The organism is Polaromonas sp. (genome assembly GCF_049790275.1).
GTDB lineage: Bacteria > Pseudomonadota > Gammaproteobacteria > Burkholderiales > Burkholderiaceae_C > Polaromonas.
On record NZ_JBAQYR010000167.1, the window covers coordinates 22,017 to 35,498 of the forward strand.

Annotated in this window: 14 protein-coding genes and 1 tRNA gene; 9 read left to right on the plus strand and 6 right to left on the minus strand. The window is 59.4% G+C overall.

Translation table 11 applies throughout. The annotated features are described in order from the left end of the window. Positions 1 to 19: 19 nt before the first annotated feature. Complete coding sequence (locus WA904_RS21435) at positions 20 to 703, minus strand: lytic transglycosylase domain-containing protein (RefSeq protein WP_425199149.1); 684 nt, start codon at positions 701 to 703, stop codon at positions 20 to 22. Between the two features lie 5 nt (positions 704 to 708). Continuing rightward, a complete protein-coding gene (locus WA904_RS21440) occupies positions 709 to 2,451 on the minus strand; it encodes a proline--tRNA ligase (RefSeq protein WP_425199150.1) in 1,743 nt (580 codons plus the stop codon). 114 nt (positions 2,452 to 2,565) lie between these two features. Here WA904_RS21440 and WA904_RS21445 point away from each other — a divergent pair, with 114 nt between their 5' ends. Then, entirely contained in the window at positions 2,566 to 3,255 is a 690-nt protein-coding gene (locus WA904_RS21445) for an RNA pyrophosphohydrolase (protein ID WP_425199151.1), read from the plus strand. After that, positions 3,245 to 3,739, plus strand: a complete 495-nt coding sequence (locus tag WA904_RS21450) for a CNP1-like family protein (RefSeq protein ID WP_425199152.1) — start codon at positions 3,245 to 3,247, stop codon at positions 3,737 to 3,739. Before WA904_RS21445 ends, WA904_RS21450 begins: the two co-directional genes overlap by 11 nt. Here WA904_RS21450 and proB read toward each other — a convergent pair. From proB to rplU, 4 genes are all read right to left on the minus strand, one after another. Next, positions 3,729 to 4,865: a glutamate 5-kinase gene (proB, locus tag WA904_RS21455; RefSeq protein ID WP_425199153.1), complete on the minus strand. Its 1,137-nt coding sequence runs from the start codon at positions 4,863 to 4,865 to the stop codon at positions 3,729 to 3,731. The two genes, WA904_RS21450 and proB, sit on opposite strands and share 11 nt — an antisense overlap. A gap of 87 nt (positions 4,866 to 4,952) precedes the next feature. Then, complete coding sequence (cgtA, locus tag WA904_RS21460; protein ID WP_425199154.1) at positions 4,953 to 6,038, minus strand: Obg family GTPase CgtA; 1,086 nt, start codon at positions 6,036 to 6,038, stop codon at positions 4,953 to 4,955. Positions 6,039 to 6,160: 122 nt separating this feature from the next. Then, positions 6,161 to 6,418, minus strand: coding sequence for a 50S ribosomal protein L27 (rpmA, locus tag WA904_RS21465; RefSeq protein ID WP_425199155.1), 258 nt, complete (start codon positions 6,416 to 6,418; stop codon positions 6,161 to 6,163). Between the two features lie 27 nt (positions 6,419 to 6,445). Next, positions 6,446 to 6,757, minus strand: coding sequence for a 50S ribosomal protein L21 (gene rplU / locus WA904_RS21470; RefSeq protein WP_077593996.1), 312 nt, complete (start codon positions 6,755 to 6,757; stop codon positions 6,446 to 6,448). A 159-nt stretch (positions 6,758 to 6,916) separates the two neighbouring features. Between rplU and WA904_RS21475 the strand changes: the two genes are divergently transcribed. The 7 genes from WA904_RS21475 (at position 6,917) to zapD (ending at position 13,450) form a co-directional block, all read left to right on the plus strand. Then, entirely contained in the window at positions 6,917 to 7,900 is a 984-nt protein-coding gene (locus WA904_RS21475; RefSeq protein ID WP_425199156.1) for a polyprenyl synthetase family protein, read from the plus strand. Positions 7,901 to 7,919: 19 nt separating this feature from the next. Then, a tRNA-Pro gene (locus WA904_RS21480) sits at positions 7,920 to 7,996 on the plus strand. A 155-nt stretch (positions 7,997 to 8,151) separates the two neighbouring features. After that, positions 8,152 to 9,888, plus strand: a complete 1,737-nt coding sequence (gene pilB / locus WA904_RS21485) for a type IV-A pilus assembly ATPase PilB (RefSeq protein ID WP_425199157.1) — start codon at positions 8,152 to 8,154, stop codon at positions 9,886 to 9,888. A gap of 86 nt (positions 9,889 to 9,974) precedes the next feature. After that, positions 9,975 to 11,192, plus strand: coding sequence for a type II secretion system F family protein (locus tag WA904_RS21490; RefSeq protein WP_425199158.1), 1,218 nt, complete (start codon positions 9,975 to 9,977; stop codon positions 11,190 to 11,192). Continuing rightward, on the plus strand, positions 11,192 to 12,052 hold the full coding sequence (locus WA904_RS21495; protein WP_425199159.1) for a prepilin peptidase: 861 nt from the start codon (positions 11,192 to 11,194) through the stop codon (positions 12,050 to 12,052). Before WA904_RS21490 ends, WA904_RS21495 begins: the two co-directional genes overlap by 1 nt. A gap of 4 nt (positions 12,053 to 12,056) precedes the next feature. Further along, positions 12,057 to 12,656 (plus strand): dephospho-CoA kinase, encoded by a 600-nt coding sequence (gene coaE / locus WA904_RS21500; protein ID WP_425199160.1) that lies wholly within the window; start codon positions 12,057 to 12,059, stop codon positions 12,654 to 12,656. Positions 12,657 to 12,694: 38 nt separating this feature from the next. Continuing rightward, the gene (zapD, locus tag WA904_RS21505; RefSeq protein ID WP_425199161.1) at positions 12,695 to 13,450 is read left to right on the plus strand and encodes a cell division protein ZapD; all 756 of its coding nucleotides are present in this window, start codon (positions 12,695 to 12,697) and stop codon (positions 13,448 to 13,450) included. The last annotated feature ends 32 nt before the right edge of the window (positions 13,451 to 13,482 follow it).

Genomic DNA, 13,482 nt, shown 5'->3' on the forward strand with positions numbered 1-13,482 from the left:
TCCAGCCGCAGCCAAGGGACTAAGGGGTGAACTCCCACTGCTTCCTGGCACCCAGCACCGCGTCCGGATAGGCCGCCTTGCCGCGCGAGCCGTTGTAGCGGCCCAGGCCCATGAACAGGTCGCCCTTTTCGCGGTCCAGGTAGTGCCGCAGGATCACGCAGCCAAACCGGAGGTTGGTCTGCATGTGAAACAGCTTGCCGGCATCGCCGTCGCCGATCACGCGGGTCCAGAAAGGCATCACCTGCATGTAGCCGCGCGCGCCGACCCGGCTGACGGCAAATTTGCGGAAGTTGCTCTCCACCTGGATCAGGCCCAGCACCAGGGCCACGTCCAGCCCGCCGCGCCTGCTTTCGTACCAGACGGTCTGCAGAAATTCCTTGCGGATCTGCCACTCGGGCTTTTTCTTTTTGAGGCGCTCGCTCATGGCGCCCAGCCAGCGCAGGTAGGCCAGGCGGCTTTCGGTGTCGCGAAATTCGGGCACCGGCGGTGCCTGGTTGGCGATGGCCGAACTCAAGGCGGTGCGCACCGAGTCGATGAGGGGTTCCTCAATCTGCGCACCGGCGCTCACTTGCTCCGAAAACAATAGCGAGCTACCCAAGACAGACAAGGACTGGAGGCACTTTCTCCTTGATATTTCTACCGCTCCGGTAACCGGCACGGCATCGGGTGCCGGCTGGTGCAGGGGCGGGGCAAAAGATGTCATGCGGTTCAGGAGGCCAGCTTTCCCTTGAGGAAGGTGAAGGCGTCGGCCACGTTGATTTTGCTGGACGCTGCATCACGGCGATGCTGGTATTCCAGTTGCCCGTCCTTCAGGCCACGGTCGCCGATGGTCACGCGGTGCGGAACACCAATGAGCTCCCAGTCGGCAAACATCGCACCGGGCCGTTCGCCCCTGTCATCCAGGATCACATCGACACCGGCGGCCAGCAGTTCTTCGTGTAGCTTGTCGGCTGCAGCCTTGACCTCGGGGAAACGGTCCGGGCTGATCGGGCACAGCACCACAGTGAAGGGGGCAATGGCATCGGGCCAGATGATGCCGCGCTCGTCATGGTTCTGCTCAATGGCCGCGGCCGGCAGGCGTGTGATGCCTATGCCGTAGCAGCCCATTTCCAGAAACTGCGGCTTGCCGTTTTCGTCGAGGAAAGTTGCGTTCATGGCCTGGCTGTACTTGGTGCCGAGGTAAAACACATGGCCCACCTCGATGCCACGTTCGATCACCAATGCGCCCTTGCCGTCGGGCGAGGCGTCGCCTGCGACCACATTGCGCAGGTCGGCGACGAGGTCGGGTTCTGGCAGGTCGCGGCCCCAGTTGACGTCGGTGAGGTGAAAGTCGACTTCATTGGCGCCGCAGACCCAGTCAGCCATGGCCGCCACTTCCCGGTCCACCGCCAGCTTCACCGGTTTCTGCAGGTTCAAAGGCCCCAGGTAGCCAGGCTTGCAACCAAAATGGTCTTCGATTTCGGGCGGGGTGGCAAAGCGGAAGTCCGCCAGGCCGGGTACCTTGCCGACCTTGACTTCGTTCATGTCGTGGTCGCCGCGTAGCAGCAGCAGCCAGACCTGCGTCTTGACGATCTTGCCCGTTTCGTCAGTCTGGTCGGTGGCCAGCACCAGCGACTTGACCGTGGTTTGCAGCGGGATGCCCAGCAGCTCGGCGACATCGGCGCAGGTCGCCTTGCCGGGTGTGGCGGTTTTGGCCATGGTTTGTGACGCCCCCCTGCGCGCGCCCTGTGGTGCCAGCGCCTCGGCTTTCTCCATGTTGGCGGCGTAGTCGCTGCCCGGGCAGTAGACGATGGCGTCTTCGCCGGTCGCGGCAATCACCTGGAACTCTTCGCTCAGGTCGCCACCAATCGCGCCGCTGTCGGCCGCCACTGCGCGGTAGCTCAGGCCGAAGCGGTCAAAAATCTTGCGGTAGGCGGCCGCCATGACCTGATAGCTGGCCTTTGCTGCCGTTTGGTCGCGGTCAAAGCTGTAGGCGTCCTTCATGACGAACTCGCGCCCGCGCATCAGGCCAAAACGCGGGCGGCGTTCGTCGCGGAATTTGGTCTGGATCTGGTACAGGTTTTTCGGCAGCTGCTTGTAGCTCTTGATGTCCTGGCGCATCACATCGGTAACAACTTCCTCGCTGGTCGGCTGGACCACAAAGTCCCGGCCGTGCCGGTCCTTGATGCGCAGCAGCTCCGGGCCCATTTTCTCGAAGCGCCCGGTTTCCTGCCAGAACTCGGCGGGCTGGATCACCGGCATGCTCATCTCCACTGCGCCGGCGCGGTTCATTTCCTCGCGCACGATGGCCTCCACCTTGCGGATCACGCGCAGGCCCATGGGCATGTAGTTGTAGATGCCTGCGCCCAGTTTCTTGATCATGCCGGCGCGCATCATCAGCTGATGGCTGACGACCTCGGCATCGGCAGGCGCTTCCTTGAGCGTGGAAATGAAGAACTGGGAGGTTTTCATGGAATGTTTTTCTGGGCTTCGTGAGGTTTTTGGGACTGCCGCCCCGGGGTGCCCTTGGCTCTGAGCATTCTGCTGTGCATAATGGACTCAGTTTAAAAAATTTGAGGTTTGATTATGCTTGACCGGGACGGCTTTAGGCCCAACGTCGGCATCATCTTGCTCAACCAGAGAAGTCAGGTATTTTGGGGCAAGCGTATCCGTACCCACTCGTGGCAGTTTCCGCAGGGTGGCATTGACCGGGGCGAAAATCCCGAGCAGGCCATGTTCCGTGAACTGCATGAAGAAGTGGGGCTGCTACCGCAACACGTGCAGGTGCTTGCCCGAACCCGGGACTGGTTGCGCTATGAGGTGCCTGACCGGTTTATCCGCCGCGATGCGCGCGGACATTACAAAGGCCAGAAACAGATCTGGTTCCTGCTGCAGCTGGTCGGCCACGACTGGGACTTGAACCTGCGTGCGACCGACCATCCGGAGTTCGATGCCTGGCGCTGGAACGACTACTGGGTTCCGCTCGATGTGGTCGTGGAGTTCAAGCGCGGCGTCTACGAAATGGCGTTGACCGAGCTGTCACGTTTTGTGCCGCGCTTTGACAATCGTTCCGAGCCGCGGCCGGACCATCGCAACCGCTATCTGCGCGGCGGCATGCGCCACCGCGATCCGGCAGATGCCGCGGCGGGCGACCAGGGCGCCCCCGGGCTGCGGGGTGCCGGTGCGTCTTTCGAGTTGCCACCCGGGGCAACTTTCGAACCCGATCCCCAAACCAGCCTGGTGGCTGCCTCCAGGAATGACAAGCATGACGTTTAGATCTCTGGGCCTGGCCTGTCTGTTGGGGCTGTCCCTGACAGCTGCGGCGCAAAACATGGTCGATACTTCCGACTGGAAAGAGGGCGAGGTACCCCCGCCTCCTGCTTTTGATGCAGCGAAGCTGTTGCGCTTTGATGTGTCGTCCGGCTCCGCGCTGGTCTATGGCGTCGATCCCGCTACCTTGAGCATCGGGAAGGACGGCATCGTTCGTTATGTACTGGTGGCCAGCAGCAGCTCCGGCGCGCGCAATGTGTTGTACGAGGGCCTGCGCTGCTCGAGCGGCGAGTTCAAGACCTATGCGCGTTACCTGCCCGAAGGCAGTTGGGCCTCGGTGGAGAAAGCGGAATGGCGCTCCATGTTCGGGAACCTGCCGTCCAGGCACGCCTTGCAATTGGCCCGGGCTGGTGCCTGCAACAATTCAGCCCCGGCTTCCTCGGTTGGCGAAATTGTCCGCCAGCTCAAAAAACAGGGCCTCAGCCCGTAAGCACCAGGTTGGTCCGGTGGATCATTTCCGCCTCACCGGTATAGCCCAGCAGCTTTTCGAATTCGGCAGAAGGTTTGCGGCAAATCAGCCGGGCTTCGGCGCTTGAATAGTTGGCCAGTCCGCGGGCGACTTCCGTACCTTCGGCATCGCGTATGGCAATCACGTCGCCGCGGGAGAATTCGCCCTGTACGCCGGTCATTCCGATGGGCAGCAGGCTTTTGCCCTCGTCGCGTACCTTGGCGGCAGCCCCGGCATCCACCGTGACCGCGCCGCGCAACTGCAGGTGATCGGCAATCCATTGCTTGCGGGCCTGGGTTTTGGCAGTCTGGGCGACCAGCAAGGTGCCGATGGCTTCGCCCTGCGACAGGCGGATCAACGCGTTCGGCTCACGGCCCCAGGCAATCACGGTGGAGGCGCCGGAGCCTGCGGCGCGTTTTGCGGCCAGGATTTTCGTGATCATGCCGCCTTTGCCGATGCTTGAACCTGCGCCGCCCGCCATCGCTTCCAGGGCGGGATCGCCGGCCTTGGCTTCATGGACAAAGCGCGCAGCAGGGTCTTTGCGCGGATCGGCGGTGTACAGGCCTTTCTGGTCCGTCAGGATGACCAGCGCGTCCGCGTCCACCAGATTGGCGACCAGCGCACCCAGTGTGTCGTTGTCGCCGAACTTGATCTCGTCGTTCACCACGGTGTCGTTTTCGTTGATCACCGGCACCACACCAAACTGGAGCAGGCTCAACAGGGTGGAGCGCGCATTGAGATAACGCTCGCGATCGGCGAGGTCGGCATGTGTCAGCAGCACCTGGGCGCTGCCGACGCCGTTTTCGCGTAGCTGGCTTTCGTACACCTGCACCAGGCCCATCTGGCCGACAGCTGCTGCGGCCTGCAGCTCATGGATGGCCTTGGGCCGTGTTACCCAGCCCAGCCGCTTCATGCCCTCGGCAATGGCGCCACTGCTGACCATGATGACTTCGTGCCCGCCCTTGACCAGCACGGCGAGCTGCTGGCACCATTGTCCGATGGCTTGCGCATCCAGCCCCCGCCCTTCATTCGTGACCAGGCTGGAGCCCACCTTGACCACAATGCGCCTGGCGTTGAGAAGAACCTTGGAACCTGGATTTTCTTGCATGTTCAGGTGGTTTTAGTGCTCAAACCCATAGTGGATGGACGCAGGCAGCTATTATTAATATAGCAAAAAGGCGGGCCGGTAGCGCTTTCAGCCGGCGGCCGGCGGCTCGGCCGGCAAGTCCGCAAACCGCGGATCGATCTCTTCCGGCTCCTGCTCGCTTTTCTGCACCGACTTCACATGCTGGTAAATCGTTTTGACCAGTTGCTCGCAGCCTTCGCGTGTGAGGGCCGAAATTTCGAACACCGGCCCTTTGAACTTGAAGCGTTTGACGAAATCCTTGACCAGTGCGGCACGTTTGTCCGCGTCCACCATGTCGAGCTTGTTGAGTACGAGCCAGCGCGGCTTGTTGTACAGCGCCTCGTCGTACTTCTTGAGCTCGCCCACGATGGCCTTGGCCTGGGCCACGGGATCCACACTGTCATCAAAAGGAGCCATGTCCACGATGTGCAGCAGCAGGCGGGTGCGCTGCAGGTGCCGCAGGAACAGATGGCCCAGGCCCGCACCCTCGGATGCACCTTCGATCAGTCCGGGCAAATCCGCGACGACGAAACTCTGCTCCGGGCCGACACGTACGACGCCCAGGTTGGGGTGCAGGGTGGTGAAAGGGTAGTCGGCGATACGCGGCCGCGCATTGGAAACGGCGGAAATGAAGGTGGACTTGCCGGCATTCGGCATGCCCAGCAGGCCGACATCAGCCAGTACTTTCAGCTCCAGTTTCAGGCTTTTGTGTTCACCAGGCCAGCCTGGAGTCTTGCTGCGTGGCGCGCGGTTGGTCGAACTCTTGAAGCGCAGATTGCCAAAGCCGCCATCGCCGCCTTTGGCGATCAGCACTTCCTCGCCGGGTACCAGCAGTTCATAAAGAACTTCGCCGGTTTCGGCATCGGTCAGGATGGTGCCGACCGGCATTTTGAGGATGATGTCGTCGCCCTTGGCGCCAAACATGTCCGAGCCCATGCCGTGTTCGCCATTTCTGGCGTGATGACGGCGGGAAAACCGGAAATCCACCAGCGTGTTCAGGTTCACGTCCGCCAGAGCATAGACATGCCCGCCGCGACCACCGTCACCACCGTTCGGGCCGCCGAACTCCTTGTATTTTTCATGGCGGAAGGAGACGCAGCCACTCCCGCCATCGCCTGCGGCGATGTCAATATAGGCTTCGTCAACAAATTTCATGATATTGGAGGGAGTCCGGTAGCCTGCAGAGGCTTGAATCCTGAGGGTAGTTTACAAATTCGCGGGGCCAAAACAACAAAGCCCCGACCAAGCGGGGCTTCGATGCCATCGAAGTGATCAGCTTACGCTGGTGTCACGCTGACGGTGTGCTTGTTGAGCGAGCCCTTGACGGCAAAAGATACCGAACCGTCCACCAATGCGAACAGGGTGTGGTCCTTGCCGATGCCGACATTGACGCCCGGGTGGAACTTGGTGCCGCGCTGGCGCACGATGATGCTGCCAGCGTTGATCACTTCGCCGCCAAATTTCTTGACGCCCAACATCTTTGGCTTGGAATCGCGCCCGTTTCGCGTAGAGCCGCCGCCTTTTTTCTGTGCCATTTTTCGTTACTCCTGGTACTTCGCTGCTTAACCGACGATGGCGCCGATTTGCAGTTCAGTGAAGTTTTGCCGGTGACCCTGGCGTTTTTGGTAATGCTTGCGACGGCGCATTTTGAAAATGCGAACCTTGTCGTGCCTGCCCTGCGACAGGACAGTAACCGTAACAGTAGCGCCGGACACCAAGGGCGTACCAACCGTGATCGTGCTGCCGGTTCCGACAGCCAATACCTGGTCAATAACGATCTCTTGGCCTACGTCCGCAGCAATCTGTTCTACTTTAATTTTTTCGCCAGTAGCAACTTTGTATTGTTTGCCACCGGTTTTTATGACCGCGTACATGTGAGACCTCGTATGTGAGTTCTGCGGACGGATTTCCACAGAGCCCGCTATTCTAGCACGGAGAGCTCGAAACCTCTCAACCCTGAATCCGCGGCGTTCGGGGGCCTGGGAGGATGTGCTGGCTTCCTATAATCCTCAAAACCTCTTGTCTGGACCGTTTTGACAGTAAATTCTTCTAGTACGGCCGCCGCGCTGGCCCTGATTGCCGATGATATGAAGGCCATGGACGCGGTGATAGCGCGCCGCCTGAACTCTGAAGTCTTGCTGGTCAGCCAGGTATCCCAGTACATTGTTGCTGCGGGCGGCAAACGACTGCGGCCCGCGTTGCTGCTGTTGATGTGCGGGGCCCTTGGCTACCGTGGCGATCAGCGTTTCAATCTGGCCGCTGTGGTGGAATTCATACACACAGCCACGCTGCTCCACGACGATGTGGTGGACGAATCCACCCTGCGCCGGGGCCGGGCCACTGCCAATGCGAATTTTGGCAATCCAGCCAGTGTTCTGGTGGGTGATTTCCTGTATTCGCGGGCCTTTCAGATGATGGTGGATGCGGGTGACATGCGCATCATGCAAACATTGGCCGAGGCAACCAACATCATTGCCGAAGGTGAAGTGCTGCAATTGATGAACATGCATGATGCCGGCCTCTCCGAAGAGGGTTATTTGCGTGTGATCAGGTCCAAGACCGCCAAGCTGTTTGAGGCAAGTGCCCGCCTGGCCGCCTTGCTGGCCAAGGCGCCTCCTGAAGTCGAACAGGCTTGTGCGGCGTACGGGCAGTCATTGGGGACGGCTTTTCAGGTCATTGACGACGTTCTGGATTACGACGGTGATGCTGCAGAAATGGGCAAAAACCTGGGAGATGACCTGCGTGAAGGTAAAGCCACTTTGCCGCTGATCATCGCCATGCAACGGGGGGGCGCCACTGAAAGGGACATCATTCGCCAGGCGATAGAAACCGGTGGGACGGAGCGATTGGGCGAGATCGTGGCGATAGTCAGACAAACCGGGGCTTTGCAGGCTGCCCGGGATGCGGCGGCGGCAGAGGGTCAGCGGGCGGCCCAGGCTTTGACGCGGCTCGGGCGCAACACCTACAGCGAGGCCTTGCTACAATTGGCAACGCAACTGCTGCAGCGTCGTTCGTGACGCCTGATTCGGCATTTTTCGGGGTGTAGCTTAGCCTGGTAGAGCGCTACGTTCGGGACGTAGAGGCCGGAGGTTCGAATCCTCTCACCCCGACCATCTGCGGTCTTTTTCCTTATTTTTCTGCCGGGTTTCTTTGGGCAATTTGCCTTGGTTCCAACACCAGCGCGGGTGCAGACCGTTTTTCGATTTACACCGCCAAAGCTATCAGCGATGATGTCAATTTTGTCAATTCAAGATTGATTCGCGAAACCATGGCTGCCATCGATACCGTAACCAATACACCCGCCACCTTGGCTTTGCCGGGCTTGGGTCGGGCGTTGGTGATTGCCGGCAAGCTCGGACAGAAAGCCGCAGAAGATATCTTTCGCAAGGCCCAAAGCGGACGCACCAGTTTTATCGCTGAATTGACAGGCTCGGGTGCGGTTTCCCCGTCGGATCTCGCGCACACCATGTCTACGGCTTTTGCGGCTCCGCTGCTCGACCTGGACGCCATAGATACCCAGCGTCTGCCCAAAGGCCTGCTGGATGCCAAGATCTGCCAGTCTTACCGTATTGTTGTTCTCAGCAAGCGTAACAATCGCCTGATTGTGGCTACGGCTGACCCATCGGATCAGGAAGCCGCGGAAAAAATCAAGTTTTCCACGCAGATGGGTGTGGACTGGGTTATTGCCGAATACGACAAACTGTCCAAGATGGTGGAAGCATCCGCCACCACGGCGTCCGAGGCCATGGACAGCATCATTGGTGACGATTTTGAGTTTGACGAGTCCACCGCCGAGGCCGCCAGTGCGGACAGCAATGACACGGGTGTTGCTGAGGTCGAAGATGCGCCGGTCGTCAAGTTCCTGCACAAAATGCTGCTGGACGCGTTCAGCATGCGGGCTTCGGACCTGCACTTCGAGCCCTACGAACATACCTACCGGGTGCGTTTCCGTATCGACGGTGAGTTGCGTGAAATTGCATCTCCACCGGTCGCCATCAAGGAAAAACTGGCGTCTCGCATCAAGGTCATCTCGAAAATGGACATTTCCGAGAAGCGGGTGCCGCAGGACGGAAAAATGAAACTGAAGATCGGTCCCGACCGGGTGATCGATTTCCGGGTCAGCACCCTGCCCACGATGTTCGGCGAGAAAATCGTGATTCGTATCCTGGATCCCAGCAGTGCCAAGCTGGGCATTGATGCGTTGGGGTACGAGCCGATCGAAAAGGAGCGCCTGCTCAACGCCGTTCAGCGCCCCTACGGCATGGTGCTCGTGACCGGCCCTACCGGTTCGGGTAAAACCGTGTCACTGTACACCTGCCTGAATATTCTTAACAAGCCGGGCGTGAATATTGCCACGGCCGAAGATCCGGCCGAGATCAACTTGCCCGGTGTCAACCAGGTCAGCATGAACGACAAGGCCGGCCTGACGTTTTCCGTGGCCCTGAAAGCCTTTTTGCGGCAGGACCCGGACATCATCATGGTTGGTGAGATCCGTGATCTGGAGACCGCCGAAATTTCCATCAAGGCGGCGCAAACGGGCCATCTGGTGCTTTCCACCCTGCACACCAACGATGCGCCGGCCACGCTGACGCGTTTGCGCAACATGGGCATTGCACCTTTCAATATCGCATCAAGCGTCATCCTCATAACGGCCCAGCGCCTAGCCAGGCGCCTGTGCCCCAACTGCAAGGCGCCAGCGGACATTCCCCGCGAAACCCTGCTGGACGCGGGGTTCAAGGAAGAGGATGTGGACGGTTCCTGGACGCCTTATCGTCCGGTGGGTTGTTCAATGTGCAACAACGGTTACAAGGGCCGCGTCGGGGTGTATCAGGTAATGCCCATCACGGAAGAGTTGCAGCGGATCATCCTGCGGGATGGCAGCGCGCTTGAAATCGCCGAGCAGGCAGAAATCGAAGGTGTGAAAAGCCTGCGGGGCGCGGGCTTGCACAAAGTCAAGCTGGGCATGACTTCACTGGAAGAAGTTCTGGCCTGTACCAATGTTTAAGCTGTTATCAGTGAATAAAAACCTGGTTTTTCGCTTCGCCGGACGTTTCAAGTCCCCACCATCACTTCCGCACTGAAGAAGGTACCATGGCAACTGCAGCATCCAGAGATATCAAGGAATTTGTCTTCGAGTGGGAAGGCAAGGATCGCAACGGCAAGCAGGTGCGGGGAGAAACCCGGGCTGTCGGTGAGAACCAGGTCAAAGCCTCCTTGCGCCGTCAGGGTGTATTGGCCACCAAGATCAAGAAGCGCAGCATGCGCTCCGGCAAATCCATCAAGCCCCGTGATATCGCCATCTTCACGCGCCAACTGGCGACCATGATGAAAGCGGGTGTACCGCTTCTGCAGGCCTTCGACATCGTGGGCCGTGGCAATGCCAATGCCAGTGTGACCAAGTTGCTCAATGATGTGCGTACCGATGTGGAAACCGGTACCTCCCTGAGTGCGGCTTTTCGCAAATACCCGTTGTACTTCAATGCGCTGTACTGCAATCTGGTGGAAGCAGGCGAGGCGGCCGGTATTCTGGAGCAACTGCTCGATCGTCTTGCGGTTTACATGGAGAAAACTGAAGCCATCAAGTCAAAGATCAAATCAGCGCTGATGTACCCGACTTCAGTCGTGGTGGTGGCTTTTGTGGTGGTCGCAGTGATCATGATTTTCGTGATTCCCGCGTTCAAGGAGGTGTTCACTTCGTTTGGCGCGGACTTGCCTGCTCCGACCTTGTTTGTGATGGCGATCAGCGAATTCTTTGTCGCCTACTGGTGGCTTATTTTCGGTGGTGTTGGCGGGGGTGTTTATTTTTTCATGCAAGCTTGGAAGCGTAATGAAAAAATGCAGCGTTTCATGGATCGTGTTCTGCTGAAAGTGCCAGTTTTTGGGGCGTTAATTGAAAAATCCTGTATCGCCCGCTGGACCCGTACGCTATCGACCATGTTTGCTGCCGGTGTACCTCTGGTGGAGGCGCTCGACTCGGTCGGTGGCGCTTCCGGCAATTCACTGTATGCCGACGCGACTCTGAAAATCCAGCAGGAAGTGTCGACAGGAACCAGCCTGACAGCAGCCATGGGCAATGCCAATCTGTTTCCAACCATGGTGCTGCAGATGTGCGCGATTGGCGAGGAGTCGGGCTCCGTGGACCATATGCTCGGAAAGGCTGCAGATTTTTATGAGGCAGAAGTCGATGAAATGGTTGCGGGCCTGTCCAGCCTGATGGAACCCATCATCATCGTTTTCCTCGGCGGCCTGATCGGGGGGATCGTGGTGTCCATGTACCTGCCGATTTTCAAGCTGGGTCAAGTGGTCTGATGCCCGGGCCCGCGCTCGGTTTGCCTGCCGAATTCAACGCCGCGCTGGCCGGCATTCTGGGGTTGCTCATTGGCAGTTTCCTCAACGTTGTCATCTACCGTTTGCCGAAAATGATGGAGCGGCAATGGGCGGCAGAATGTGCAGAACTCACCGGCACGCAGCCGGAGAGCGCGGAAAAATTCAATCTGGTGGTTCCCCGGTCCCGCTGTTCGAATTGTGGCCATGTGATTGCCTGGTACGAAAACATTCCCATCCTGAGCTATCTTTTTTTAAGAGGGAAATGTTCGGTTTGTGGAACGAAGTTCGGATGGCGCTATCCATTGGTCGAGGCCGTGACCGGAGCCCTGTTTTTTTTCTGCGCCTGGCGATGGGGCTTGACAAGCACCGGACTGGCCTGGAGCGGATTCTCGGCAGCCTTGCTGGCCCTCGCACTGATTGACTGGGATACCACGCTGCTGCCGGACGATATCACCCTGCCTCTGCTGTGGGCGGGCCTGATCATTGCAGCGCTGGGCTGGAACCCGGGCGTTCCATTGGGCCAGGCATTGTGGGGTGCGGTGGCGGGTTACCTGTCCCTGTGGCTGGTTTACTGGGCGTTCAAGCTGGTGACCGGCAAGGAGGGCATGGGTTATGGCGACTTCAAGCTTTTTGCGGCTTTGGGGGCGTGGTTCGGCTGGACTGCACTGGTGCCTATGATCCTGATGGCGTCCGTGATCGGTGCTGCAGTAGGCATTGCCATGAAGCTGGCCAGCAATCTGCGTGAAGGGGGTTATGTGCCATTTGGACCGTTCCTTGCCGGTGCAGGGCTGACGGCCATGGTGTTCGGCCCCCAGTCCATCCTGCGTGTCATAGGACTGTAGTGACATGGATCCGCTGCGGGTAGGTTTGACGGGCGGTATTGGCAGCGGGAAAAGTACGGTAGCCCAGGTGCTGGCCGATTGCGGCGCCGCAGTGATTGATTCCGACGCGATTTCGCACCTTGTCACAGCACCTGGCGGAGCGGCCATTGAGCCGATTGCCAGGCAGTTCGGGCCGCAGTTCATCACACCGGAAGGAGCTTTGGACCGCGACGTGATGCGCCAACTGGTTTTTGCGGATGCCGGGGCAAAAAAGCGGCTTGAATCCATCGTGCATCCTCTCGTGGGTGAGGAAGCCGTCCGGCAGGCGGCACGGTCTGACAGTGCCTGCATCGTGTTTGATGTTCCCCTGTTGGTCGAATCCGGGCGCTGGCGCCAGCGGGTGGACCAGGTGCTGGTGGTTGATTGCAGCGAGGCAACGCAGATCAGCCGTGTGATGGCGCGCAACGGCTGGACGCGCGAAGCGGTGGAACGCGTGATGGCCAGCCAGGCCAGCCGCGACCAGCGACTGACCGCCGCCGACATCTGCATATACAACGACGCACCTTTGTCACTGGCTGCACTGACAGGGACGGTGCGACAACTTGCGCAACGCTTCGGGCTATGATGGACGGCCGACCAACCCGCTGAAAAAGATATATCGCAGTGATTCTTTACGAATATCCCTTCAACGAACGCATTCGTACCTATCTACGGCTAGAGCATCTGTTTCACCGCCTCGGCGAGCTGGCTGTGCGGGAGCATCCGACCGACCACCACTATGCGATCACGACCATTTTCGAGGTCATGGACGTGGCGGCCCGTGCCGACCTGAAGACCGATGTGCTCAAGGACCTGGACAGGCAAAAACACACACTCAATGGTTATCGCGGCAATCCCGCGATTTCCGAAGCGGTGCTCGACGAGGTCACAGCGCAGCTCGATGGCTGTTTTACGGCCCTGAACAGTCTGCCGGGAAAGGCGGGACAGTCGCTGACCGAAAACGACTGGCTGATGAGTATCCGCAGCCGCATTGGCATTCCGGGGGGCACTTGCGAATTTGACTTGCCGGCCTATTTCGCCTGGCAGCACCTTGATACACACGTGCGGCAACAGGACCTGCAACGCTGGATCGCCACGCTGGTACCCCTGGCCGAGTCGGTCCGCATGTTGCTCAAGCTGCTGCGCGATTCCGGTTTGCCTCAAAAAGTCGTGGCGGCAGGCGGGCAGTACCAGCAGACCCTGCCGCAGGGGCGGACGTTTCAGCTTTTGCGCCTGCTGATCGATCCAGGGCTGGGGTTGATTCCCGAAATCAGCGGCAACCGCCTCATGGTCTCCGTGCGGCTGATGCGCCACGAAAGCGATGACCGTCTGCATGCCTGCACCGATGATGCAGCATTCGAACTGACACTTTGTTCCTGAAAACGGGCTCGCAACTCCTGAGCCGTTTGAGT

Bases quoted from the DNA above. Each gene is read 5' to 3' on its own strand.
- rpmA (WP_425199155.1), bottom strand. From the start codon at position 6,418: ATGGCACAGAAAAAAGGCGGCGGCTCTACGCGAAACGGGCGCGATTCC.
- WA904_RS21450 (WP_425199152.1), top strand. From the start codon at position 3,245: ATGACGTTTAGATCTCTGGGCCTGGCCTGTCTGTTGGGGCTGTCCCTG.
- coaE (WP_425199160.1), top strand. From the start codon at position 12,057: ATGGATCCGCTGCGGGTAGGTTTGACGGGCGGTATTGGCAGCGGGAAA.
- WA904_RS21495 (WP_425199159.1), top strand. From the start codon at position 11,192: ATGCCCGGGCCCGCGCTCGGTTTGCCTGCCGAATTCAACGCCGCGCTG.
- pilB (WP_425199157.1), top strand. From the start codon at position 8,152: ATGGCTGCCATCGATACCGTAACCAATACACCCGCCACCTTGGCTTTG.
- WA904_RS21445 (WP_425199151.1), top strand. From the start codon at position 2,566: ATGCTTGACCGGGACGGCTTTAGGCCCAACGTCGGCATCATCTTGCTC.
- rplU (WP_077593996.1), bottom strand. From the start codon at position 6,757: ATGTACGCGGTCATAAAAACCGGTGGCAAACAATACAAAGTTGCTACT.
- cgtA (WP_425199154.1), bottom strand. From the start codon at position 6,038: ATGAAATTTGTTGACGAAGCCTATATTGACATCGCCGCAGGCGATGGC.
- WA904_RS21490 (WP_425199158.1), top strand. From the start codon at position 9,975: ATGGCAACTGCAGCATCCAGAGATATCAAGGAATTTGTCTTCGAGTGG.
- WA904_RS21435 (WP_425199149.1), bottom strand. From the start codon at position 703: ATGACATCTTTTGCCCCGCCCCTGCACCAGCCGGCACCCGATGCCGTG.
- proB (WP_425199153.1), bottom strand. From the start codon at position 4,865: ATGCAAGAAAATCCAGGTTCCAAGGTTCTTCTCAACGCCAGGCGCATT.
- WA904_RS21440 (WP_425199150.1), bottom strand. From the start codon at position 2,451: ATGAAAACCTCCCAGTTCTTCATTTCCACGCTCAAGGAAGCGCCTGCC.